21 protein-coding genes are annotated in these 24,689 nt (G+C 62.9%); 13 read left to right on the forward strand and 8 right to left on the reverse strand.

The features are described 5' to 3' along the window. Positions 1 to 11: 11 nt before the first annotated feature. Positions 12 to 914 carry a 16S rRNA (cytidine(1402)-2'-O)-methyltransferase gene (rsmI, locus tag ACS13N_RS06470; protein WP_438930888.1) on the forward strand — a complete coding sequence of 301 codons (903 nt, stop codon included), beginning with the start codon at positions 12 to 14 and terminating at the stop codon, positions 912 to 914. On the opposite strand, the gene ACS13N_RS06475 is transcribed toward rsmI, so the two are convergent. Next, positions 911 to 1,633 (reverse strand): septal ring lytic transglycosylase RlpA family protein, encoded by a 723-nt coding sequence (locus ACS13N_RS06475; RefSeq protein WP_438930889.1) that lies wholly within the window; start codon positions 1,631 to 1,633, stop codon positions 911 to 913. The two genes, rsmI and ACS13N_RS06475, sit on opposite strands and share 4 nt — an antisense overlap. Before the next feature lie 201 nt (positions 1,634 to 1,834). Between ACS13N_RS06475 and ACS13N_RS06480 the strand changes: the two genes are divergently transcribed. The 3 genes from ACS13N_RS06480 (at position 1,835) to ACS13N_RS06490 (ending at position 3,724) form a co-directional block, all read left to right on the forward strand. Then, on the forward strand, positions 1,835 to 2,491 hold the full coding sequence (locus ACS13N_RS06480) for an MBL fold metallo-hydrolase (protein ID WP_438930890.1): 657 nt from the start codon (positions 1,835 to 1,837) through the stop codon (positions 2,489 to 2,491). Continuing rightward, entirely contained in the window at positions 2,488 to 3,186 is a 699-nt protein-coding gene (locus ACS13N_RS06485; RefSeq protein WP_438930891.1) for an exonuclease, read from the forward strand. The genes ACS13N_RS06480 and ACS13N_RS06485 overlap by 4 nt, the downstream gene beginning before the upstream one ends. A 274-nt stretch (positions 3,187 to 3,460) precedes the next feature. After that, on the forward strand, positions 3,461 to 3,724 hold the full coding sequence (locus ACS13N_RS06490) for a hypothetical protein (RefSeq protein ID WP_316680959.1): 264 nt from the start codon (positions 3,461 to 3,463) through the stop codon (positions 3,722 to 3,724). Between the two features lie 124 nt (positions 3,725 to 3,848). Here ACS13N_RS06490 and arsC read toward each other — a convergent pair whose 3' ends face one another. The 4 genes from arsC to alc all read right to left on the reverse strand — a co-directional run bounded on the left by arsC (position 3,849) and on the right by alc (position 7,323). After that, positions 3,849 to 4,199: an arsenate reductase (glutaredoxin) gene (arsC, locus tag ACS13N_RS06495; RefSeq protein ID WP_438930892.1), complete on the reverse strand. Its 351-nt coding sequence runs from the start codon at positions 4,197 to 4,199 to the stop codon at positions 3,849 to 3,851. 219 nt (positions 4,200 to 4,418) lie between these two features. After that, positions 4,419 to 5,693 carry a M20/M25/M40 family metallo-hydrolase gene (locus tag ACS13N_RS06500; RefSeq protein ID WP_438930893.1) on the reverse strand — a complete coding sequence of 425 codons (1,275 nt, stop codon included), beginning with the start codon at positions 5,691 to 5,693 and terminating at the stop codon, positions 4,419 to 4,421. 83 nt (positions 5,694 to 5,776) lie between these two features. Continuing rightward, positions 5,777 to 6,316: an ureidoglycolate lyase gene (locus ACS13N_RS06505; protein ID WP_438930894.1), complete on the reverse strand. Its 540-nt coding sequence runs from the start codon at positions 6,314 to 6,316 to the stop codon at positions 5,777 to 5,779. Next, on the reverse strand, positions 6,313 to 7,323 hold the full coding sequence (alc, locus tag ACS13N_RS06510) for an allantoicase (RefSeq protein WP_438930895.1): 1,011 nt from the start codon (positions 7,321 to 7,323) through the stop codon (positions 6,313 to 6,315). Before alc ends, ACS13N_RS06505 begins: the two co-directional genes overlap by 4 nt. A 333-nt stretch (positions 7,324 to 7,656) precedes the next feature. Here alc and ACS13N_RS06515 point away from each other — a divergent pair, with 333 nt between their 5' ends. From ACS13N_RS06515 to ACS13N_RS06530, 4 genes are all read left to right on the forward strand, one after another. Continuing rightward, positions 7,657 to 8,997, forward strand: a complete 1,341-nt coding sequence (locus tag ACS13N_RS06515; RefSeq protein ID WP_438930896.1) for a C4-dicarboxylate transporter DctA — start codon at positions 7,657 to 7,659, stop codon at positions 8,995 to 8,997. 36 nt (positions 8,998 to 9,033) lie between these two features. Next, a complete protein-coding gene (locus tag ACS13N_RS06520) occupies positions 9,034 to 9,729 on the forward strand; it encodes a GntR family transcriptional regulator (protein ID WP_438930897.1) in 696 nt (231 codons plus the stop codon). Positions 9,730 to 9,736: 7 nt separating this feature from the next. Continuing rightward, on the forward strand, positions 9,737 to 10,321 hold the full coding sequence (locus ACS13N_RS06525; protein ID WP_438930898.1) for an IMPACT family protein: 585 nt from the start codon (positions 9,737 to 9,739) through the stop codon (positions 10,319 to 10,321). A gap of 165 nt (positions 10,322 to 10,486) precedes the next feature. Further along, positions 10,487 to 11,878, forward strand: a complete 1,392-nt coding sequence (locus ACS13N_RS06530) for a lipase family protein (RefSeq protein WP_438930899.1) — start codon at positions 10,487 to 10,489, stop codon at positions 11,876 to 11,878. 47 nt (positions 11,879 to 11,925) lie between these two features. On the opposite strand, the gene ACS13N_RS06535 is transcribed toward ACS13N_RS06530, so the two are convergent. Continuing rightward, positions 11,926 to 12,837: a LysR family transcriptional regulator gene (locus ACS13N_RS06535; RefSeq protein WP_438930900.1), complete on the reverse strand. Its 912-nt coding sequence runs from the start codon at positions 12,835 to 12,837 to the stop codon at positions 11,926 to 11,928. A gap of 345 nt (positions 12,838 to 13,182) precedes the next feature. On the opposite strand from ACS13N_RS06535, the gene gcl reads away from it, so the two are divergent. From gcl to pyk, 4 genes are all read left to right on the forward strand, one after another. Further along, positions 13,183 to 14,958 (forward strand): glyoxylate carboligase, encoded by a 1,776-nt coding sequence (gene gcl / locus ACS13N_RS06540; protein ID WP_438930901.1) that lies wholly within the window; start codon positions 13,183 to 13,185, stop codon positions 14,956 to 14,958. Between the two features lie 43 nt (positions 14,959 to 15,001). Beyond that, positions 15,002 to 15,784: a hydroxypyruvate isomerase gene (hyi, locus tag ACS13N_RS06545; RefSeq protein ID WP_438930902.1), complete on the forward strand. Its 783-nt coding sequence runs from the start codon at positions 15,002 to 15,004 to the stop codon at positions 15,782 to 15,784. A gap of 615 nt (positions 15,785 to 16,399) precedes the next feature. Beyond that, on the forward strand, positions 16,400 to 17,311 hold the full coding sequence (gene glxR, locus ACS13N_RS06550) for a 2-hydroxy-3-oxopropionate reductase (protein ID WP_438930903.1): 912 nt from the start codon (positions 16,400 to 16,402) through the stop codon (positions 17,309 to 17,311). 601 nt (positions 17,312 to 17,912) lie between these two features. Then, positions 17,913 to 19,385, forward strand: a complete 1,473-nt coding sequence (gene pyk / locus ACS13N_RS06555) for a pyruvate kinase (RefSeq protein WP_438930904.1) — start codon at positions 17,913 to 17,915, stop codon at positions 19,383 to 19,385. 6 nt (positions 19,386 to 19,391) lie between these two features. On the opposite strand, the gene hemN is transcribed toward pyk, so the two are convergent. After that, positions 19,392 to 20,876, reverse strand: coding sequence for an oxygen-independent coproporphyrinogen III oxidase (gene hemN, locus ACS13N_RS06560; RefSeq protein ID WP_438930905.1), 1,485 nt, complete (start codon positions 20,874 to 20,876; stop codon positions 19,392 to 19,394). Positions 20,877 to 21,113: 237 nt separating this feature from the next. On the opposite strand from hemN, the gene ACS13N_RS06565 reads away from it, so the two are divergent. Further along, a complete protein-coding gene (locus ACS13N_RS06565; RefSeq protein ID WP_438932801.1) occupies positions 21,114 to 22,226 on the forward strand; it encodes an ABC transporter substrate-binding protein in 1,113 nt (370 codons plus the stop codon). Positions 22,227 to 22,300: 74 nt separating this feature from the next. Here ACS13N_RS06565 and ACS13N_RS06570 read toward each other — a convergent pair whose 3' ends face one another. Beyond that, on the reverse strand, positions 22,301 to 24,421 hold the full coding sequence (locus ACS13N_RS06570) for a UvrD-helicase domain-containing protein (protein WP_438930906.1): 2,121 nt from the start codon (positions 24,419 to 24,421) through the stop codon (positions 22,301 to 22,303). Positions 24,422 to 24,689 lie beyond the last annotated feature (268 nt).

The following is a 24,689-nucleotide window of genomic DNA, read 5'->3' on the forward strand; positions in this document are numbered from 1 at the left end:
GAGAAGTTCTTGTGAGTGATCCTGACTGGACCCTGCTGGCGCACGACCAGCACTATCCCGCCGGCGCATTATATGTGGTGGCCACCCCCATCGGGAACGCTGCCGACGTGTCGCTGCGGGCGCGATATGTGCTCGGCATGGTCGATGCGGTGGCCTGTGAAGACACGCGCAACACCGGGCAGTTGCTCAATCGCCTGGGTCTGTCGCGGCCGATGCTGGCGGCGCACGAGCACAACGAGCGCGAGGCCGCTGTGCGCATCGTCGCGCGCCTGGCGCAAGGCGAGCGCATTGCGTATGTGTCCGATGCCGGCACGCCGGGCGTGTCCGACCCCGGCGCGCGCATTGTGGAAGCGGTGCGCGCAGCCGGGCATCGCGTGATTCCGCTGCCGGGCGCGAGCGCGGTGGTGACGGCGCTGTCCGCTGCGGGGGAGCTGCTCGACACGTCGGGCGGGCAATTCACCTTCGTCGGTTTCCTGCCTCCCAAGGCCGGGCAGCGTGATTCAACCATTCGCCAATGGGCTTCGCACGGGCCGGCATGGATTCTGTATGAGGCGCCGCATCGCATCGATGCCACGCTCGCGGCGCTGGCCGAGCACCTGCCTGCACGCCGCATCCTCATCGGCCGCGAACTGACCAAGCTATTCGAGCAGATCGTCGTGCTGCCTGCGGCCGAAGCGCCGGCTTGGCTGGCCGCCGATGCCTCGCACGGCAAGGGCGAGTTCGTCTTGGTGGTGGAAGGTGCGGGCGCGCAGGACGCGGCCCCGACGGCCATGGCAGCAGACCAGGTGTTGCGTCTGCTGCTGGCCGAACTGCCCGCCAAGCGCGCCGCCAAGCTGGCTGGGGCGATTACGGGTGCGCCGGTCGACGCGCTGTATCAAAGCGCGCTGGCATTGAAAAACGACGGGAAGGATTAACGACGCGCCTTCGCGCGGCGCTTGGTCGCCTTTTTCTTCGGCGGTGCCGGCTCGTCGGCGCCTACGTCGGCGTCGCCGTCATTGCTGGCGAGGTCAGTCTGCGTGAGCTCCGGGCGCAGTGCTTCGACTTCAGCGCGCGACAGGCGGCGGATTTCCACTTGCGTTGAACCACGCTTGACGAAATCCAGGCGCTTGGCCGCGGCGTACGACACGTCGAGGACGCGCTTGCCGTGGTAGGGGCCGCGGTCCGTTACCTTGGCCACGACCACGCGGTCGTTGGAGAGGTTGCGCACCAGCACCCAGCTCTGCAGCGGCAGCGACGGATGCGCCACCGTGAAGGCATTCATATCGAAGCGCTCACCACTGGCCGTGCGGCGGCCGTGGAACCCGCGGCCATACCAGGAGGCGACGCCGCGCTGCTCGAACGTGCCAAGGTCTGCACGCAGACCCGGTTCGGTATTGGTGTTCTCGTCGAGCTTGAGGCTGCTTGAATCCGGCACACCACGAAACGCCAGCGAACCCCAGGCGTCGGGGTTGTCGCGCGCGTCCGGCACCTTCAGCGCAGGCGCTGCTGACTTGCCTGCATTGGCGCTGAGGGGCGGCTCCCCCGGTACGGCAGCACAACCCGCCAGCACCAGCAAAGCGGTGCCATGCGTCAGCCAGGCACGCAGCGTGCGGCCGGCCGGAAGGCTGGAGAACAAAGGGGAAAGCTTGAGCATGGGCGCGAGTCTAACACGCACCTCCTCCCCGATTATTTACATTTCCTATTAAAACGGTCACATCATGCAGGCATCTTGCATGAACTTTGTAATATTTTCCGCCGGATGTAACAGAGCACCCCGCCAGCCCAATGCTGGCGCGGGCTTGGGCCGTTACAATTGCCTTATCCACCTTCCGCACGAAAGTGCGCAAAAAACCACATGAAAGTCGTTGTCGTCCCCGTTACGCCGTTTGAACAGAACTGCACGCTGCTGATTGGCGACGATGGCGCCGCCGCCGTCACCGACCCGGGCGGCGATATCGACCGCATCCTGGCAGCCGCCCAGCAGCACGGCGCACGCATCGAAAAGATCCTGCTCACGCACGGCCACGTCGACCACTGCGCCGCCGCCGATGCCCTGCGCACACAGCTCGGCGTACCCATCGAAGGCCCGCAGAAAGACGAAGCCTTCTGGATCGACCAGCTCCCGATGCAAAGCCAGCGCTTCGGCTTTCCGCCGGCCAAGGCGTTCGTGCCGGACCGCTGGCTTGACGATGGCGATACCGTAGAAGCCGCCGGCCGCACGCTGCAGGTCTTCCATTGCCCGGGCCACACGCCTGGCCACGTGGTGTTCTTCAGCAAAGAAGACCGCATCGCCATCGTCGGCGATGTGCTGTTTGCCGGGTCGATCGGCCGCACGGATTTTCCGCGCGGCAACCATGCAGACCTGATCCATGCGATCCGCACCAAGCTCTGGCCGCTGGGCGACGACGTCACCTTCGTGCCGGGCCATGGGCCGGTCTCCACCTTTGGCGATGAGCGCGCAACCAACCCGTACGTTGCCGATCGCCTGTTTGCCAATGAAGGCACGTCATGAGCGACGACAGCGACGACATCTTCGCCGACACTGCGCCCGCGGCACCTGCAGACAAGCCCCGCCGCAAGCGCGGCAACCAGCCGCCTGACACGCGGCCCGAGATTTACGTCAGCACCGACATCGAAGCCGATGGGCCCATCCCCGGGCCGCATTCGATGCTGAGTTTCGCGAGCGCGGCGTACCTGGCTGACAAGACGCTCATCGGCACGTTTGAGGCGAATCTCGAAACGCTGCCCGGTGCAGAAGGGCACCCGATCCAGATGCAATGGTGGCAAACGCAGCCCGAGGCCTGGGCCGCCTGCCGCCGCAACCTCGAAGCACCCGAAGTGGCTTTGCCGCGCTACGTGGAATGGGTCGAGCGCCTGCCGGGCAAGCCCGTGTTCGTGGCGTTTCCGGCAGGCTTCGATTTCACGTACATGTTCTGGTACATGATGCGGTTTGCCGGGCGCTCACCATTCGGCTGGGCGGCGCTCGACATCAAGACACTGGCCTTTGCGCTCACGGGCCTGCCGTACCGGCGCAACGTCAAGGCGGCCTTTCCCGAGCACTGGCACGACCCGCTGCCGCACACGCATGTCGCGCTGGATGATGCGAAGGAGCAAGGCGCCCTCTTCTGCAACATGCTCGCTGAACTGCGTGTGCGAGAAGCCGAGCATGCGGCAATACAAACCGCCCTGCACAGCGCGCAAGACTGAGCGCCGTTCACATCACGCATTTCGCGAAGAGCGGCAGTCCGTTTGCGTTTTGCCCGCGTGATGCACGCACCATGACGCAACGCAACTTGCGGCGCCGCAAACCCGCGTCTACGCTGGGCTTGTGCGAGGCGACCAGACGACTGCGCCACCCGGCGCCGACAAGCAAAGCCACTCGCATACGCCATTTGCTTGTCGTATCGTTTTCGGGCCGCACGTACCCCCGACGCCGGTGCGTGCCGGCGTCGGCTATCAGCTAACGACGGGAGGTGCCGCGATGCGATTTTCCCGTGACGCGTTTGATACGCAACACTTGCGAGCGATGACGGAGCGCTTGCACTGGCATCGCAAAGCAACCGCCAAGGCGATCCCGCTGAGCGCGCACACGCATCTGCATCGTGCCCGCGGCGACGAGAGCGACGACGCGGAAGTGATGAAGGTCACAGTGGTTTCCACCGCTGTGGCGCTGGCAGTGGTGCTGGTTGCCCTGCTGGCAGTCGGATTCGGGTCAGAAATGGCCCGATTGATGGGCCTGGAATGATCCGGTGCCCTTGCGCGTCTTGACGGACGCAGCCCCGGCCCTCGCGCAAGGCGATACGGCCACCCCTGAACGGCCTGTCCGACGGAAATCGGCAGGCCGTTCAACTTTTTGGGGCGCGCGTTGATTACTTCAGGAACGCGTCGAGGGCTTCGGGCGTGCGGCCGATGGTGGCGCGGTCGTTGCGGACCAGCACGGGGCGCTGCAGCAGCTTGGGGTGGGCTGCGATGGCCTTGAGCAAGGCTTCTTCAGATGCATTGGCCAGGTTCAGTTGAGCGTACTCGTCTTCGTTTTCTCGGACGAGGCTGCGCAGCGGCGTGTTGAGCTGGGCTGCCAGCTTCTTCAGATCGGCCAGCGTGGGCGGCGTGTTCAGGTATTCGATGACTTCGAGTTGTTCGCCCTTCTTTTCTGCGAAGGCTTGGGCTTGTTCGAGCGCAGCGCGGGATTTGGAGCAGCGGGGGTTGTGGTAGATCTGCATGAGCTTTGGGACTGGCTTGATGGAACGTGGTGCCATCTTAAGCGTAGCTACGTAGCTTGCTGGTTTCGTGGTTGGCCAAGGGGGGATTCGTGGGGTTTTTGATGTTGGTGGTCTGCACCCTTTCGTGCCCGGCAGGGTACGAAACAGGGATGCACCGCCAAGGCCCAAAACAAGAGGGCCGACAAAAGCCGGCCCCAGAGGCAAAACTTCAAGCAGCGATCAGCCGCCCAGCAATTCCGCCACAGCGCAACCCACCACAACCGTCGCGCCCCGCAGATCATTCAACCGCAGGTTCTCATCCGTGTTGTGCCCCCGCGCTTCCATCAGCGTACGCGGACCTGCGCCATACAGAACCGTCGGCACACCCCGCGCCGTGTAGTGGCGCGCATCGGTGTACAGCGGCACGCCATGCACCGGCACATCGCCACCAAATACCGTCAGGGCATTGCGGCGCAAAGCGCCAATCAGTGTCTGCACGCCCGGCAATTCAGCCAGCGGTGCAGCCAGCAAGATGCGCTCTACCGAGACCTCGATTCCCGGCCGCTCGGCTGCCGCAAGCTCAATCACCGCGCGCAGTTCACCTTCAGCATCACGCCCTGCCTCTTCGGGAATCATCCGGCGGTCAATACGGAACGTCACCAGATCCGGCACGACGTTGGTGTTGATACCACCCTGGATCAAGCCGACGTTGAGCGTCGCATGATCAATACCAGAGACGCTCGACTTGCGCGTCGCCAGTTCCGCACGATAGGCATACACGGCCTGCAGGATGTGCGTCACAGCCTCAATAGCGTCGATGCCCGTATGCGGCATGGCTGCGTGCGCCTGCTTGCCACGCACCGTCACCTGCACGTGCAGGCAGCCGTTGTGCGCCGAGGTGATGCCGTACGCAAATCCGGCCGAGATGGCGTAATCGGGCTTACTCAGGCCTTGATCCAGCAACCATTTCGGGCCGATGTCGCCGCCGGTTTCTTCGTCGTACGTGAAGTGCAGTTCGACCGTGCCGTTGAGCTTGGCTCCGCGCTTCTCGGCGTCGATCAGCGCAAGCAGCGCCCACGTGTAGGTCGCGAAATCCGATTTGGAGACCGCCACGCCGCGGCCAAACATGGTGGGGCCGTGTTCGGTCTCGACGATCTCGCCGCCGTACGGGTCGTGCGTCCAACCCAGGCCGGGCGGGACGACATCGCCATGCGCGTTCATGGCAACCGTAGGGCCGCCGCTGCCGAACGTGTGCCGCACGATCAGATTGGTGGCGCTGACCATGCCGACGGCGCGCACTTGCGCTTGCGGCACGGCATGCGCTTCGACCGTTAGGCCCAGCGCCTCAAGCAGTGCTTTGGCGCGCGCCGCGTGCGGGGCGCAATCGCCGGACGGGTTGTCCGAGGGCACCTTCACCAGCTCACGCAGGAAATCGATCTGCTGTGCATGCGCGGCTTCGACAAACGCGCGGATGTCCGCGTCGATGCCGGGGTTGGTGAGTTGAGTCTGCGTCATGTCGATGGTCTCCTTGTAGGTTTTAGAAGTGACTGAGCCCCCGTTGTGCGGGGGCCCAATGTTGTCACCGAGTCAGGGGAGGCTTACTGCGCAGCTTGCATCGCCTCAGCGGTCAACCACACCGATTCAGGCAAGTCCTGCTCGTCGCAGTTGTGGCCTTCGCCGCCGCGGTCGACCACGAGGAAGTCGCTCACCTCGCCCAAGGCCAGCAGCGGGTGATGCCACACGCCGCGTGCGTAGTTCACGCCCTGCCAGCCGTGCGACACGAACGCGCGCAGCTTGGACGGATCCAACTCACCTGCCGGCGCCACGACCACCAGGTACGGCTTGTCGTTCTGCGGGATGAAGGCCTGGCTGCCACGGGGGTGGCGCTCCAGCATCTTCACCTCGAACGGCAGCGTGCGCGGCTGGCCACGGAACAGGCTGATGAGCGCGCGACCGCCCTCGCCCACATCCACGTTGGCGAGGTCATGAAAGCGCGTGGTCGTGCCCTGGTTGATGGGGAACTGCTTGGCCCCTTCCAGTTCGATCACGTCGCCGAATGGCGCGAAGGCTTCACGCGTGAGCGGCTCGATGGTCAGCGCAATGCGAGGGTTGGCAACTGCGGCGGTGTCTTGACTCATTCCAGTACCCCCCACAGACGCAGACGCGACACACCGCCGTCCGGGAACATGTTGAAACGCACGTGCGTGACGATACCCAGGTCCGCGATTTCTGCTTCGTAGTAGTGCTGCAGGTCCATCTGCAGCTTTTGCTCGGGCAGCAGCGTTTGCCAGAACATGGCTTGCGTCTTCAGCGAGCTGTCAGTGCCGCCCACCACGCGGGCTGCCTGGATGGAAACGCGGTCGGCAAAGTTGCCTTTGAAGTGCGCGGTATCGACTTCGATCTTGCGGATGCGGCCCGGGTTGGCCAGTGCGATCACGCACCAGTCGTTGCCCGGCTCGCGGCGGCGGCGCGTTTCCCAGCCGTCACCCATGTTCACGCCACGGCCCGGCATCAGCATGCGCGAGGCCGGCCCGAAGTGTTCGTTGTTGGCTTCGACCACGTAGGCGCCGTTTTCCATGGCGGCCAAGTCGATCAGCTTGGTGCGGTCAGCACCCTTCCAGTCGACTTGCGGCTGGCCGTACACGCGCAGGCGCGCGATGCCGCCGTCCGGGAAGATGTTCACGCGCAGGTGCGTGAAGGCTTGCGTGCTGCTCACGGCCACGTAGGCGTGGCTGTTGCCTTGCAGCGTGGTCGACGGAACGATCTCGGTCCACTGCGTGGCATCGGTCGGCTCGCCGTCCGGCAGGTAGGCGGCTTCGATGGAGGCGGCCGGCGGGAAGTTGCCCGTGAAGTGGCTGGTGTCGATATCCACACCCTTCACCACGCCCGGGCGGGCCAGCTTGACGATGCAGTGGTCATAGCCACCGTTGCGGCGACGGCGCGTTTCCCAGCCGTCCATCCACTTGCCGTGGTCATCGTACTTGCCGGGAATGAAGACTGCCGGCTCGGGGTTGAGCATGCGGTCTTTCGGCGCGAAAAATTCGTCGGTCGCGAACGTGGCCACGGCACCCAGGCGCGGATCGGCCAGGTTCGGATAGCGGCGGGTGAAATCGGGGGCGTTGGGATCGAGCGTAGGCAGCGCCATGGGGAAACTCCTTGGTGTTTGTCTCTGGATGTTATACGGCAGGCCCATCGAACAAAAACGGTGAGTAAGAACACTCGAAACCATGGCGATGGGAGCGCCGGAAGTGCAGCGTAAATGGCGGAACCACAAGGGTTCGCGGGACTGCATGGACCGATGCTAGCATGTGAATTCAAAAATTGCATACAAAAATTGGATCGCCTATGATGCCGTCACCGCCCAACAATTCGCGACAACAATTTGCTGCGATGCAATGAGCGAAACAAAGCCGTGACGACAATCGCAATAGACGATCCGCAAGGCTTGAGACACCTGAAATCCAAAGGAGGATTCACCATGCAACGCTTTACGCGCCCGTTGTTCGGGCAGGTTTTGATTGCCCTAGCAATCGGTATTGCGCTGGGCGTCTGGGCGCCTGAATTTGCACAGAAACTGCAGCCGCTCGGCGACGGTTTTCTGAAGCTCATCAAGATGCTGATCGCACCGATCGTGTTCTCGGTGGTGGTGGTCGGCATTTGCGGCGCGGGCGAACTGAAGAAGGTTGGGCGCGTGGGCGGCAAGGCCGTCATCTACTTCGAGATCGTCACGACGATTGCGCTGGCACTGGGCATTGCGCTGGCCTATCTGTTCGGGCCGGGCCACGGCATGAATGTGGACCCGAAGACGCTCGACCCGGCCGCCATGGCGTCGTACATGAACACGGCCAAGCAGGTGGAATCGACCGGCGTGGCGGCGTTCTTCCTCAAGCTGATCCCGGATACGTTCGTCAGCGGTTTTGTGAAGGGCGACATCCTGCAGGTGCTGCTGGTGTCGATCCTGTTCGGCTGCTCGCTGTCGCTGCTGGGTGAGCGCACCAAGCCGCTGGTCAACCTGATCGATCAGCTCTCGCATGTGCTGTTCCGCATGATGGCGGTGATCATCCGCCTGGCGCCGCTGGGCGTGCTGGGCGCGGTGGCCTTTACGGTGGGCAAGTACGGTGCGGGCTCGCTCAAGCAACTGGGCTTCCTGGTGCTGCTGTTCTATGCGGCCGTGGCGATCTTCGTGGTGGTGGTGCTGGGCACCATCCTGCGCGTGGCGGGTTTCAACATCTTCAAGCTGATCCGCTTCCTGCGTGCTGAGCTGCTGGTGGTGCTGGGCACGGCCTCGTCCGACGCGGTGCTGCCGTCCATCATGAACAAGCTGGAGAAGATGGGCATCAAGCGCTCGGTGGTGGGTCTGGTCATTCCGACCGGTTACTCGTTCAACCTCGATGCGTTCTCGATCTATCTGACGCTGGCGGCCGTGTTCATCGCCCAGGCGACCAACACGCCGCTGGCTTTGCAGGATCTGCTGTTGATCCTGGGTGTGGCGCTGATCACCTCCAAAGGCGCGCACGGTATTCCGGGTTCGGCCATCGTGATCCTGGCGGCCACGCTGTCGGTCATCCCCGCCATTCCGGCCGTTGGCCTGGTGCTGGTGCTGTCCGTCGACTGGTTCATCGGCATTGCCCGTGCACTGGGCAACCTGATCGGCAACTGCGTGGCGACGGTGGTGATTGCCGCGTGGGAGAAGGACATCGACCGGGTGCGCGCCAACGCGGTGCTGGACGGCAAGATCGACATCACAGAAGAAGGCGAAGCGATTGCGCACGGCCATGCCGCACCGGCCGCCGCAGCGCACACCCTGCCGCATGCCTGAAGCCGGCACCTGTCGGACGGCGGTAAAATCAGTACCATGACCGAAACGACCGCCGCCGACATCTCCTCCGAAGGCATCGCCGACGACATCGCCCAGGCGATCGTCGCGCACCGCCTGCCGCCCGGCACCAAGCTGCGCGAAGAAGCGCTGGCGAAGGTCTACGGCGTCAGCCGCACCAAGATTCGCGCGGCGCTGCTGATGCTGGCCAAGGACAAGCTGATCCGCATGGAGCCGGACCGCGGCGCGTTTGTCGCCAAGCCGGACGAGACCGAGGCGCGCGAGGTGTTTGCCGTGCGCCGCGTGCTGGAAGTGGCGCTGGTGCGCGAGTTCATCGCCCGCGCCACGCCGGCTGATTACAAGAGGCTGGAAAAACACCTGGCCGAAGAACACCAGGTGGCGGCAAGTGGCAGCATCGCCGACGTGCCGCGTCGCAACCGCCTGATGGCCGACTTCCACCTGCTGCTGGCCGACGTGGTCGGCAACAGCGTGCTCAAGGAAATGCTGCGCGAGCTGTCCGCGCGCAGTTCGGTCATCACGATGATGTACCAGTCCACCTACGACGCCGTGCGCTCGTCCGACGAGCACACCGCCTTTCTGGAAGCCGCCAAGCGCGGTGACGTGGAAGGCGCCATCGCTCTGATGGAAGAACACATGGCGCACACCGAGGCCTCGCTCAGGTTCGAATCGCCGGGTGGCCGGGCAACGGACCTCGTTGCCGCCCTCCTCGCCTGACACGCGCGTGCCGACGTACACACTGCGCGCGCCGGTTTCGGCCGAGCTGGAAATCAAGAAGAGCCGTTTCATCGGATTGGCCGTACCGGTCGAAGACCGCGCCGCGGCCATGGAGGTCGTCGCACGCCTGCGTGCGGAGCACCCCTCGGCAACGCACGTCTGTTGGGCGTTATTGGCGGGTGGGCAATCCGGCATGTCCGATGACGGCGAACCCTCTGGCACCGCCGGTCGCCCCATCCTGGAAGTGCTGCGCCATCACGACCTCGATGGCACGCTGGGCGCCGTGGTTCGCTATTTCGGTGGGGTGAAGCTCGGTGCGGGCGGGCTCGTGCGCGCCTACACCGATGCCATCGCCACCGCGCTGATGCAGGCCGAACGCGTGGAGCGCATCGCTAGCACCACCCTCACCCTCGCCACCGATTACGCGGATGAGGCGCGTATCCGCCGCTGGATCGACGATGGCGGCTATGCGCTTGTCGATGCTGCTTACGATGCGGGCGTCACGCTCACCGTGCGGTTGCCGGTGACGGATGAGGCGGAGGCGCGCGTCACGCTGCGGGATCTGACGCAGGGGCGGGTCGTCATCGCTTAGCGCCATGCCCTCCGCTTCGGTTCGGTTGGCGAGCAGCACCGACAACCAAGCTCCAGCGTGGTACGCCAATTTTTGATTGTGGGTAGTGTGATTCCTAAAATTTTTTCCGCTGCAGACATTTTGCAGTCATGTTCATGACGAAACTTGCGCGGAGAAAAGATAAGGATGGGTACACACCAATCACGAGCGATGCGCTGTTTGTTGACAGTGGCGGTGCTGTTGGCTTGCCAGGCCAAGGCACAACGGCATCCCGCGAGTGAATTCTTGTTGCCTGAAAGAGAGCCCGACGATGTTTTTTATCGGGTAAGCCCGGAGGATCTTTCTGGGGAACACGGCCATCTCATTCGCTCCAGACCAGCCAATCCGACGGCCGGGCTGGAGCATGCGGAACGAAGTGAATTGCTGATCTATCAGTCAGCAAAGAACGATGGCAAAGACACCGCCCGAGCCGTCTCCGGGATTGTCGCCATACCTAAAGGCCCCACGCCTCGTGGTGGCTGGCCTATCGTCAGTTGGGCACATGGCACAGTTGGCAGTGCCGATCGATGTGCCCCGTCGATGGACTCGGATCTGCTCGGTCTTCCCGAACTTCACAGAAAAATAAATCGCGCCCCGCATGTCATGCTCAACGCCTTTCTGAAGGCGGGTTGGGCGGTGGTGATGACCGACTACGAGGGCTTGGGCACGGCTGGGCCACACCCCTACTTGAATGGCCCATCAGAAGGACGAGGTGTGCTGGATATTGTGCGAGCGACGCATGAATATGGGGCGACGCATGGCATCGAATTCTCCGAAAAATTCGCCGTTGTCGGCCATTCACAAGGCGGGCATGCCGCCTTGTGGGCGGCACACCTGCAAGAAGGCGCTAACAAGTGGATACCGGAAAAGTTGGTGGGTGTTGCTGCAATTGCTCCGGCGCCGAATCCGTATTTTCTGCAGTTCTTGCCGAGCAACGCCGCACAGGATCCAACCAAGGAGCCATCATTACCATTTTTGCCACTGGCAATCTTGGGAGCCCAGCGTGGAGACCCAGACATTTCCTTGACCAACATATTGACGCCGGAGGGCTTGAATGTGTTCAAGAGCAGCGTCGACAGTTATTGCCGGGTGGAGTTGAGTGGCAGTGAGCTATGGGGGAAAAATCCGGATAGTTTATTTAATAAACCATTTCCTAATTTGATTCCGCCGATCCTCCCGTGGCCGAAATTGGGCGCGCAACTTAATGAAATGGATCCGAATCAGAAAGTTGACGTTCCTATTCGCATTTCGCAGGCCAGCGAAGATGAGCGAGTTCCTGTAACTGCAACACGCCCTCTGGTGGCGCAACTTGAAAACAAGAACGGAAAAAGCTCGGTCTGTTACAAGGAGTACGGGAAACTTCCGACCCCAAAGCACGAAGGCTACATCGATGTTCATTTTCAAACCATCACTGCTGATACGAAGGCAATGGTGGATTGGTTAAGAATCAAATTTGATGGGAAGGGACAGGAAGACTGCCCGGACATGTCGTCGGTTAACACAAATCAGAGTAGACCCGGCCTTGTTTCATTGCGCTAGCGAATCGCCGCACCGCCTTGAGTTGGGCGCCTGCATCAGCTTGTCGCTCAACTCGCCCGCGACCAATACCCCACCTGCGCATACACCGCCTTCAGGTGCTCGATAAAGAACCGGATCTTCGCCGGCACCGGCCGCTGCTGCGGATACACGGCGAGGATGTCGTAGTCGGGCAGCGCGTAGTCGTCCAGCACCGTCATCAGTGCGCCGGACTCCAACTCGGGCTGGATCTCCCACGTTGAGCGCCAGCCGAGGCCCAGGCCCTCACCCATCCAGCGGTGCAGCAGTTCGCCGTCGTTGCAGTCGAGGTTGCCGCTCACTTTGACGGTGACGGCCTTGCCGTTCTGCTGAAAGTACCAGCCGCGCTGCTGGCCGCCCTGCAGGTTGAAGGCGAGGCAGTTGTGCTTTTCCAGGTCATCCAGCGTGCGCGGCACACCGTGCTTGGCGAAGTACGCGGGCGTACCGCACACCACACGTTTGTTCGACGCCAGGCGGATCGCGACGAAGTTCGGATCGATCGCCCCACCGATGCGGATGCCCACGTCATAGCCCTCGCGCACGAGATCGACCACGCGGTCGGTCAGGTTGAACGAGCAGCGCACGTCCGGGTTGGCGCGCAGGAAGTCCGGCGCGTGCGGCGCGACGTGCTTGCGACCGAACGCGGCCGGCGCGGAGACGATCAGGTGGCCCGTCGCCTTGTGGCGGCCTTCCGCGACGAGCAGTTCGGCGCGGTCCAGTTCGCCCAGCGCCTTCTTGCACTGCTCCATGAACACCGCGCCCTGCTCCGTCACCGCAATGCGGCGCGTGGACCTGTGCAGCAGCTTCACGCCCAGGCGGGCCTCCAGCGCGTTGATGCGCCGGCCGATCATGACGGGCGTCACGTCCTGCGTGAGCGCGGCGGCGGCCATGCTGCCGTGTTCCACCACGGCGATGAACGCTTCGATCTGCTTGAGCTTGTCCATTCCATCATTCCAGTTCGCAATGTCCGACCATTTTATGGAGGATTCCGTACGCAGATTGGTGCTATCCAGCGCAACTCACCTGTGACGAATGACTGAAATGACAGGCAGTGACGTGATCGATACTTGCGCGAGTCATCGGATTTTTGCGTCGCACAAAATCGAGTAGAAACGGCGTGGTTCCAAGCTTCTTCGGCAGTGTTGTTGACTCGGGATTGCTGCAACACGAGAAAACATTCGATACACAGGGTTCGTAATCAACTGACGAAAGCTGCGTTTATCCATATCGGCATGCGGGAATAGGATCAGCTCAACCGGATTCCCACCTTCCCTTCCTGGAGACACACCATGCCGAAGATGAGAGCGATCGATGCCGCCGTTGCGGTGATGGAAAAAGAAGGCATCACCACCGCCTTCGGCGTGCCTGGTGCCGCCATCAACCCGTTGTACTCGGCCCTGCGCAAGGCCGGCAACATCGACCACGTGCTGGCCCGCCACGTTGAAGGCGCCTCGCACATGGCCGAAGGCTATACCCGTGCCGAACCCGGCAACATCGGCGTGTGTATCGGCACCTCGGGCCCTGCAGGCACGGACATGATCACCGGCCTGTACTCGGCCTGGGCAGATTCGATTCCCATCCTGTGCATCACCGGCCAAGCGCCCCGCGCCCGCCTGTACAAGGAAGATTTCCAGGCTGTCGACATCGAGTCGATCGCCAAGCCGGTCACCAAGTGGGCCGTCACCGTGCGCGAGCCGGCGCTGGTGCCGCGCGTGTTCCAGCAAGCGTTCCACCTGATGCGTTCGGGCCGTCCGGGTCCGGTGTTGATCGACCTGCCGTTCGACGTGCAAGTCGCCGAGATCGAATTCGACATCGACACCTACAGCCCGATGCCGGTCTACAAGCCTGCGGCCACGCGTGCCCAGGCCGAGCGCGCCATCGAGATGCTGTGCGCAGCCGAGCGCCCGCTGTTGGTGTGCGGCGGCGGCGTGATCAACGCCAATGCCGACAAGCTGATGGTCGAGTTTGCCGAGCTGGTGAACGTGCCCGTGGTCCCGACCCTGATGGGCTGGGGCGTGCTGGCCGATGACCACCCGCTCAACGCCGGCATGGTCGGTCTGCAAACGTCGCACCGCTACGGCAACGCCACGCTGCTGGCATCGGACTTCGTGTTCGGCATCGGCAACCGCTGGGCCAACCGCCACACGGGCAGCGTCGACGTCTACACCAAGGGCCGCAAGTTCATTCACGTCGATATCGAACCGACCCAGATCGGCCGCGTGTTCGGTCCGGACCTGGGCATCGTGTCGGACGCTGGTGCTGCGCTGGAGAAGTTCATCGAAGTCGCCCGCGAGCTGAAGGCCGCCGGCAAGCTGCCGTGCCGCAAGTCGTGGAACGCCGACGTGCAGAAGCGCAAGCGCACGATGCTGCGTCGCTCGGACTTCGACAACGTGCCGGTCAAGCCGCAGCGCGTGTACCGCGAGATGAATCAGTACTTCCCGCGCGACGTGCGTTACGTGTCGACGATTGGCCTGTCGCAAATCGCCGCTGCACAGTTCCTGTCGGTCAACCAGCCGCGCCACTGGATCAACTGCGGCCAGGCAGGCCCGCTGGGCTGGACGATTCCCGCCGCAATCGGCGTGAAGGTGGCTTCGCCCAACAGCGATGTGGTCGCCATCTCGGGTGACTACGACTTCCAGTTCATGATCGAAGAAATGGCGGTGGCCGCGCAGTTCAAGGTGCCGTACATCCACGTGGTGGTGAACAACTCGTACCTGGGCCTGATCCGCCAGGCACAGCGCAACTTCGACATGGACTACTGCGTCCAGCTCGCCTTCGACAACGTGAACGCCCCTGAGCTGAACGGCTACGGCGTCGACCACGTGAAGGTGGTGGAAGGCCTGGGTTGCAAGGCGATCCGCGTGTTCAAGCCGGAAGACATCGAACCGGCCTTCGCACAGGCTCGCAAGCTGATGGCCGAATTCTCGGTGCCGGTGATGGTGGAAGTGATCCTAGAGCGCGTGACGAACATCGCGATGGGCACGGAGATCGACAACGTGGTCGAGTTTGAAGACGTGCTCGACCTGGAAGACACCCTCACGGAAGCCGAAGGCGCCACCGCATAAAGACGGCGCGCTGTTCCCTCACCGTCCGATAACAGGAGAAAACATGACAAAGCTGGCAGCCAACCTGACCATGCTCTTCAACGAGCAGGCCTTCCTCGATCGCTTCGAAGCCGCCGCGCGTGCGGGCTTCCGCGGTGTGGAGTTCCTGTTCCCCTACGCGTTCCACGCAGACCAGATCGCCGACAAGCTGAACAGCTACCAACTGGATCTGGTCCTGCACAACCTGCCGGCCGGCAACTGGGACGGCGGCGAGCGCGGCATCGCCGTGCTGCCGGATCGCGTGGGTGAGTTTCAGGAAGGCGTGGGCGAGGCGATCAAGTACGCCAAGGTGCTCGGCGTGAAGCAGCTCAACTGCCTGGTGGGCATCCGCCCCGAAGGCGTGAGCGAAGACGCTGCGCGCAAGACGCTGGTGGAGAACTTGAAGTTTGCAGCCAAGGCGCTGAAGGCCGAGAAGATTGATCTGCTGATCGAGCCGATCAACACGTTCGACATTCCGGGCTTCTACCTGAGCCGCACGCAGCAGGCGCTGGATCTGATCAACGACGTGGATGCGTCCAACCTGTACGTGCAGTACGACATCTATCACATGCAGCGCATGGAAGGCGAAGTGGCGAACACGCTGAAGCGCCATCTGGACAAGATCAAGCATGTGCAGTTGGCGGACAACCCTGGGCGTAACGAACCCGGCACGGGCGAGATCAACTACCAGTTCTTGTTCAAGTGGCTGGATGAGATTGGCTACCAAGGCTGGATTGGGTGTGAGTACAAGCCTAAGGCTGGGACGGTTGAAGGTCTGGGCTGGCGGGCTGCTCACAACGTGGCTTGATTTTTTGGTTCGCTCTTTGTTCCGGCGGGAGGGGTGCATCCCTTGTTTCATCCCCTGCCGGGGCTGACTCACTTTTCTTTGTCTTGCCAAAGAAAAGTAAGCAAAAGAAAGGCGCGCCCGAGATGGCGACTTCCCCTTGAATTTCTGTCGCAAGGAGGGGAAGGGGAAAACTCGCTTCGCTCAAACAGTTCCCCTTCCTTTTTCCTCCTTGCAACAGAAATTCAAGGCGCCATCAAGGGCAGGAAAGTCAAAAGCCAAACCATCTGTGCACAAGCGCAGTAGCGATAGCAGTAGCAATGGGTAGCAGCAAACAACAAGAGCCACTAGGGCATGCAGACCAACGGTTTGCTTTTCCCTGCCCTAGATGGCGCCTTGAATTTGTGTAAGCGGGCGGAAAAAAGACGGGGAACTGTCTGAGCGCAGCGAGTTTTCCCCGTCTCCGCCCGGTTACACAAATTCAAGGAGGGTGTCGCCATCTTGGGCGCGCCTTTCTTTGCTCACTTTTCTTTGGCAAGACAAAGAAAGTGAGTCGCCCCCGGCAGGGGGTGAAAGGGAGTGGACCACCAAGGCCCATTCACCACACACAAACCATTAACCCCAAGGAGATCCCTCACCATGGCAAACGCACTGAATCTCGGTTTCATCGGCCTCGGCATCATGGGCGCCCCCATGGCAGGCCACCTGCGCGCAGCAGGTCACACGCTGTTCGTGCACGACGTGAACCCGGCACCGGCCACCCTGGTGGAAGCGGGCGTGACGGTCTGCACGAGCGCGGAAGAAGTCGCCAAGCGTGCCGACATCATCTTCGTGATGGTGCCGGACACCCCGCACGTTGAAGCCGTGCTGTTCAGCGACAAGGGCGTCGCCAAGGCACTGAAGGATGCCGGCAAGGACGCAGCTGCCAACAAGATCGTGGTCGACATGAGTTCGATCTCGCCGATCGCGACGAAGGACTTTGCTGCACGCGTCAACAAGACCGGCGCGCAATACCTGGACGCTCCGGTGTCGGGCGGCGAAGTGGGCGCCAAGGCTGCCTCGCTGACGATCATGGTCGGCGGTGAGCAAGCTGCATTCGACCGCGCGCTGCCGCTGTTCCAACTGATGGGCAAGAACATCACGCTGGTGGGCGGCAACGGCGACGGCCAGACCACCAAGGTGGCCAACCAGATCATCGTGGCGCTGAACATCCAGGCCGTGTCGGAAGCCCTGTTGTTTGCATCGAAGGCCGGTGCGGACCCCGCGAAGGTGCGTCAGGCGCTGATGGGCGGCTTTGCCAATTCGCGCATTCTGGAAGTGCACGGCGAGCGCATGGTCAAGCGTACGTTTGATCCGGGCTTCCGTATCGAGCTGCACCAGAAGGATCTGAACCTGGCGCTGCAGGGTGCCAAGGCGCTGGGCGTGGCACTGCCTAACACGGCGACGGCGCAGGAGCTGTTCAACACCTGTGCTGCCAACGGTCTGGGCAAGCAGGATCACTCAGCGCTGTGCCGGGCGATTGAGATCATGTCGAACCACGACATTGCCTAAAGCTGGGTTGGGGTGGGCTTGTTTTTGGTCTTGTAGTCCATGCCTTGTTTCATCCCCTGCCGGGGCTGACTCACTTTCTTTGTCTTGCCAAAGAAAGTAAGCAAAGAAAGGCGCGCCCGAGATGGCGAAACACTCCTTGAATTTATGTCGCAGGGAGGGGAAGGGAAAAACTCGCTGCGCTCAAACAGTTTCCCTTCCTTTTTCCTCCCTGCAACAGAAATTCAAGGCGCCATCTAGGGCAAGGTACGGCCAAACAATCGGGCCACGAGTCCGGTAGAAGGACTGGTTGTAGACGCACGTGAAGCACAGCAGCAAACAAGAGCCTGAAGGGGCAGCGCACAGACGGTGTGTTTTTCCTGCCCTGGATGGCGCCTTGAATTTTTGTAAGCGGGCGGAAAAAAAGACGGGGAACTGTTTGAGCGCAGCGAGTTTTCCCCGTCTCCGCCCGGTTACGAAAATTCAAGGGAGGGGTCGCCATCTTGGGCGCGCCTTTCTTTGCTTACTTTCTTTGGCAAGACAAAGAAAGTGAGTCAGCCCCGGCAGGGGATGAAATGAGGGATGGACCACCCAGGTCCAAACACAAACCCACCGGAGCAATAAAGTGCGCCGCTTCCGCAACACCAAAATCCTCGCCACCCTCGGCCCCGCCAGCAGCGACAAAGACACCATCCGCGCGCTCGTTGAAGCCGGCGCCGATGTCTTCCGCCTGAACTTCAGCCACGGCTCGCACGAAGACCACCGCAAGCGCTACGACATCGTGCGTGCAGTGGAAGCTGAACTCGGCCGCCCCATCGGCATCCTGGCCGACATGCAGGGCCCGAAGCTGCGCATCGGCACGTTCGCCGAAGGCCGCGTCGTGCTCAAGAACGGCGATCGCTTCGTACTCGACCGCGACCCGACCCCGGGCGATATCACCCGCGTACACCTGCCGCACCCCGAGCTGTATGCTGCCGCCGCACCGGGCCAATCGCTGCTGCTGGACGACGGCAAGATCCGCCTGGCTGTGGAAGCCGCTGACCCGACCGCCATCGTCACTCGCGTGGTCGATGGCGGCCCGCTGTCGGACCGCAAGGGCGTGAACGTGCCCGACGCGGTGATCCCCATCCCCGCACTCACCGAGAAAGACCTGCGCGACCTCGAGTTCGCCCTGTCGCTGGGGGTGGACTGGATTGCGCTGTCGTTCGTGCAGCGCGCCGAAGACGTGATCGCTGCGCGCGAGATCATCGGCGACCGCGCCGGCCTGCTCTCCAAGATCGAGAAGCCCGCCGCACTGTTGCACCTGGAAGACATCGTGCAGGCCTCCGACGCGCTGATGGTGGCGCGTGGCGACCTGGGCGTGGAGCTGCCGCCTGAGCGCGTGCCCGGCGTGCAGAAGCGCATCCTGCGCATCGCACGTCAACACGGCAAGCCGGTGGTCGTGGCCACGCAGATGCTCGAATCGATGATCGAAGCACCGGTGCCGACGCGCGCCGAAGCCTCCGACGTGGCAACGGCTGTGTACGACGGCACCGATGCCGTGATGCTCTCGGCCGAATCGGCCAGCGGCAAGCACCCGGTGGCAGCGGTCAGCATCATGAACCGCATCATTGCCGAGACCGAGCGCGACCCGCTCTACCGCAACCTGATCGACGCACAACACCAGGCCCCGCTGCCGACGCGCCAGGACGCCATCTGCGCCGCCCTGCGCGACGTGACGCACATCCTGGGGGCGGTGGCCACCGTCACCTACACGTCCAGCGGCAAGACCAGCCTGCGCGCCGCGCGTGAACGGCCGCTGGCACCCATCGTGAGCATCACGCCGCGCCTGGATACGGCGCGCCGTCTGGCGATCACCTGGGGCGTGCACAGCACCGTGAGCGCCGACGTGCACAGCGTGGATGAAATGGTGGATGCGGCCTGCCGCGCTGCTGCGCGTGAAGGCTTTGCCGTATCGGGCGACCAGATCGCCATCACGGCGGGCATGCCGTTTGGCCAGGCAGGTTCGACCAACCTGCTGCGCCTAGCCGAGGTTTGGCCACAGACGGTCGCAACCGCGCAAACGGAAACGAATGCGCAGGAACCGGCAACGGCTTAAGGCCGGTCAGACCACCTTGGAGTAGCGCGGAACGAAGGCGACGGGCTTGCCCTGCGCCTCGACCGCGCGCTCGGTGCCAACGGCGCGCAGGTGCGCATCGAACACCATCGCGATACGCCGCACCAGCAACCGTCCTTGTGGCGTGATGAGGATGCGCTCGTCGCCCACCTTCACCAGGCCCGCTTCTTCCAGCGGCGCCAGCGCCTCCAGTTCATCGGCAAAGGTGCGCTTGAAATCCAACCCGTGCGTGGCGCCAAACGCGCGCATGTCCAGCTCGAACCCGCACATCAGCTCACCAATCAGCGCACGCCGCACGTGGTCGTCCGGCGTGAGCGACAGGCCGCGCAGCACCGGCAGCGCATTGGCGTCGATGCGCGCGTAGTACGCGTCGAGGTCCTTTTCGTTTTGCGCATACACATCGCCCACGCGGCTGATGGCGGACACGCCAAAGGCCAGCAGGTCGCAATCGGCATGTGTGGAGTAGCCCTGGAAATTGCGCTGCAAGCGCCCTTCGCGCTGCGCAATCGCCAGTGCGTCATCCGGACGCGCGAAGTGATCCATCCCGATATAGACATAGCCCGCGTCCACCAGACGCTCCACCGTCATCGCCAGCAGGTCGAGCTTCTCGTCGGCGGTCGGCAGCGCGAGCAGGTCGATGCGGCGCTGCGGCTTGAACAGGTGCGGCAGGTGCGCATAGCTGTAGACGGAAAGCCGATCCGGCGCCATCTCCAGCACGCGGTCCAGTGTCGCGTTGAATGTCTCGGTACGTTGATGCGGCAAGCCGTAGATCAGGTCAAAGCTGATCGATTCGAAGCCGAGGCGGCGCGCGCTATCGACCACGCGGCGCGTGTCTTCCACGCTCTGGATGCGGTGGACGGCGCGCTGCACCTCCGGATCAAAGTCCTGAATGCCAAGGCTGGCGCGATTGAAGCCGAGGTCGGCCAGGATGGACAGCGTGGCGTCGTCTGCGTGGCGCGGGTCGAGTTCGACGGAGATTTCCGCGTCGGGCATCAGATCGAAATGTTCGCGTGTGGCGGCCATCACGGCGCGCATCTCATCGTGTGTGAGGAAGGTGGGCGTGCCACCGCCCCAATGCAGTTGCGTCACGCGGCGCAGCGGGCCGACGTGGCCGGCCACGAGGGCCATCTCCTGCGCCAGGGCGCGGATGTAGCGCGCACTGCGCGAGTGGTCCTTGGTGATGACCTTGTTGCAGCCGCAGTAGTAGCAGAGGTTCGCGCAGAACGGCAGATGCATGTACAGCGACAGGGGTGCATGCAGCGCCGGCGCAATCGCGGCGCGTCGGTGCAGTGCGTCGAGGTAGGCCGCGTTGCTGAAGCCGTTGTGGAAGCGGTCCGCTGTCGGGTACGACGTATAGCGCGGACCATGCGTATCAAAACGCTGCACCAGCGCGCGCACCTGCGGTGCAGACCAGCGGAAAGCGGTGTCATTGGCAGCCGCATCCTGGGCGGCCGGTTGGGCAAAGGGGAACATGGGGCGTGGGGTGCGAGGGCGATGGTTGATGCTATTCCCGCGCTCCCAGCGGCGCGTTGATATGTGTCAACGTCGGTCAATGCGGGTTCAAACGCGCCGGTCCCTCCATCAGGAGGGGCTCAACTTCACTGATCTGTCACGTTCGACCGCCTAACATCGACGATTGGCGCGCACTCGCCTGCCAGGCCGGTCACAACAAGAACAACGCGCCGTCGATTCGTCTTTGGGGGAAGCATGATGTGGCAGACACTGGCACGCCGCTGCGCGTGCGTATTCGCCTGCGCAACCGCCGTTGTGACGCTGACGGCGCATGCGCAAGGCAATACCACCCTTGTTGTCGGGCAGTTGGTCGAGCGCGGCGGCGCCCAGGCCGACTACGCGCGTGATTTCATGGCCGGCGCCAAGGTCGCGTTTGATGCGGCCAACCTGAGCGGTGGCATCAAGGGCCGGCGCATCAGCCTGGTCCGTCGCGAAGTCGAACAGCCCGAAGCGGTGCCGCAGGCCATCGACATGATCGAGCGCGACCGCGTGGAAGTGCTCTTTGGCGTAAGCGAACGCCTGCTGCCCGCGCTGACGGCGTCTCCGGAGATCGCGCGGCGCAATGTCCCGCTGCTGGCACCGCTCTCGGGCGCCATGTCCACGTCGGACAACGTCTGGTTCATCCGCCCCGACTACGACCACGAGATCATCGCCGCCCACAACCGGCTGCGGCAGTTCGGCATGCGGCGCATCGCGCTGGTCACCACTGCGGGGTTCGATCCGCAACTCGGTACGCGTCTGCGCAACACGCTGGCAGCTACAGCGCCCGCCAAGGGGGATGCCGCCGAGACGCTCGATCTCTACACCCTGACGGGCGATCCGGGCGAACTGGCCGCACGTATCGCCCCGACCAAGCCGACCGCCGTCATCGTCGCCGGCGATACCCTCGCCTATGCCAGTGTTGGCCGCGCACTGGCGCAGCACGGGTGGTATGGCTTCCTGGTCGGGCTCTCTTCGGTTAATCCGCAGGTGGCGCGTGAAATTCTCGGCACCGGTTACAGCGGCGGCATGCTGCTCGCGCAGACCGTGCCGAACCCCGCCGTCGGCAACACGAAAATCACGCGCGAGCACATCGCACGGATGAAGCAGTTTCTGGATGAACCGCCGTCGGGGGCCACGTTGTCGGGTTATATCGCTGCGACGTATTTGATTCAGGCGATCAACGCAGCGGGCGGGAAAGTGTCGGGCGCCGAGTTGCGACGCGCGTTGCAGACGCGGGTGGACGTGGGGGGATTTACCTTGGATTTCACTCGGGGGAATCGGGGGAGTGAGTTTGTGGATCTCAACTACATCCAGGGGACGGGGAATTGATTGGGGCTTGGTGGTTTGCCTCCCTTTCGTCCCCGGCAGGGGATGAAACAAGGGATGGACCAAAAGCAAAAAACTCAGGTCGCCACGGTTTTTTTTGCAGCCAGCAACCCCTTCAACGCCCCCAACCGATCCTTAGGCGACATCGCCGGCATGGAATCCTCCGGCGTCGGCCCAGCATCATCACCCAACTTCATCTCAGCGATATACCGCGACGGCTCACACACCACCGTCTCCCGCGCCCGCTTGCGCTTCTTGCACCAGCTGATATGCAAGCTGCGTTGCGCCCGCGTAATCCCCACATACATCAGCCGCCGCTCTTCTTCGATCTTCTCGTCGGTCAAGTCATCGTCTTCCCGACAGTGCGGGAGGATGCCCTCTTCCACGCCCACGAGAAACACGTGCGGATACTCCAGCCCCTTGCTCGCATGCAGCGTGGACAAGCGCACCGCATCCGGGTCTTCTTCCTTGCCTTCGAGCATGCTGATGAGCGCGATGGTCTGCGTCAGTTCCAGCAGGTTCTTGCCGGTGTCCATCAGCCCATCGGCATTGTCGAAACCGGTGGCCTCTTCAGCGTCTTCTTTCTCGGGCTTGGTGCCCTTGCGCTTGAGCCACTCCACGAACTCCAGCACATTGGTCCACTTGTTCTGGGCCTGGCGCTCGTCGTAGGTGTCGTACAGGTAGGCCTCGTAGTGGATGCCTTCCATCATCTCGTCGAGCAGCGTGCCGGCGGGCTCCTTCGCGGCGCGATCGGACAGGCGCACGATGAACTCGCAGAACACGCGCAGCGGCTCCAACTGGCGCGGTGCAAGTTGCGCTTCAATGCCGCCCATCATCGCCGCCTCGAACAATGAGACCTTGGCCTGCCCCGCGAATGCGCCCAGCACTTCCAGCGTCGCGTTGCCCACACCACGCTTGGGCGTGGTGATAGCGCGGATGAACGCGGGGTCGTCATCCGCGTTGGCAATCAGGCGCAGGTACGCGCACAGGTCTTTGATCTCGGCCTTGTCGAAAAAGCTCTGCCCGCCCGAGAGCACATACGGAATGCGCTCGCGACGCAGAATCTGCTCGAACAGCCGCGCCTGGAAGTTGCCGCGATACAGGATCGCGTAATCCCGAAACTGCGCGCGGCGCTCGAACTTGTGCGCAGAGAGCTTGAAGACGACGCTCTCGGCTTCGTGCTCTTCGTCATTGGCGCCGGTCACGTTGATGGCGTCGCCCATGCCGTGCTCACTCCACAGCGTCTTCTCGAACAGCTTCGGGTTCTGCGCGATGACCGCGTTGGCGGCGTTCAGGATGCGCACCGTGGAGCGGTAGTTCTGCTCCAGCTTGATGACCTTCAGGTTCGGAAAATCGGTCTGCAGCAGCTTGAGGTTGTCCAACGTGGCGCCGCGCCAGCCGTAGATGGCCTGGTCGTCGTCGCCCACCGCCGTGAAGGCCGGTGCGCGCAGGTGCGAGCCGCCTGCCAGCAGCTTCAGCAGTTGGTACTGGCAGGCGTTGGTGTCCTGGTATTCGTCGACGAGGAAATAGCGCAGGCGGTTCTGCCACTTCAGGCGCACCTCCTCGTTGCGCGCGAACAGCTCGGCGGGAATGCGGATCAGGTCGTCAAAATCCACCGCCTGGTACGCATGCAGCGTGGCCACGTAGTTGCGGTAGACCAGCGCGGCCTGGTGGTCGTCGACGTTGTTGTTGGCGAGCGCCTCGGCAATCGCGGTTTCCGGATCGACGAGACCGTTCTTCCACAGCGAGATCGTGCTTTGCACGCGGCGGATGAGTTGCTTATCGGTGGTCGCCAACTGCTCCTGGATCATGCCGAAGCAGTCGTCCGAATCCATGATCGAGAAGCGCGGCTTGAGGCCCACATGCTCAGCCTCCGCCCGCAGGATCTGCACGCCCAGCGAGTGGAACGTACACACCGTCAGCTGCTTGATGGGGATGCGCTTGCCGTCTTCGCGCGTCTTGCCGTCCATCAGCTTGGCCACACGCTCCTGCATTTCCTTGGCCGCCTTGTTGGTGAACGTGACGGCAGCGATGTGCTTCGGCTCGAAGCCCTTGTCGAGGATCAGGTGCGCAATCTTCTGCGTAATCACGCGCGTCTTGCCCGAACCTGCCCCGGCCAGCACCAGGCAGGGGCCATCGAGGTAGTGCACACCTTCGGATTGGGCAGCATTGAGCCCGTGGGCGAGACCGGAAGACATTGGGGGCAAACAGGCGGGAATTGCAGGCGGACGGCGATGGTAGCACGCGTGGGCGACACAGTTTGGCGCCCCATCTGGCGTGGCGCGCACATGGTCGAGCGCCGTGCCGGTCGGGCATTTTTAATGCCCCGATGCAGGCGATTTTCACGTACCTGCCTGGCGCCCTGTCGTGCTAAGAGTCTCGGCAGCCAATCCAACGTCGATGGATTGGCCGACGTCAAACAGAAAAATAAGAGTTTGCCTATTTCCGGGATTTTTTGTGACACCG

It is taken from the genome of Ralstonia sp. 24A2, assembly GCF_051783885.1.
Lineage (GTDB): Bacteria > Pseudomonadota > Gammaproteobacteria > Burkholderiales > Burkholderiaceae > Ralstonia.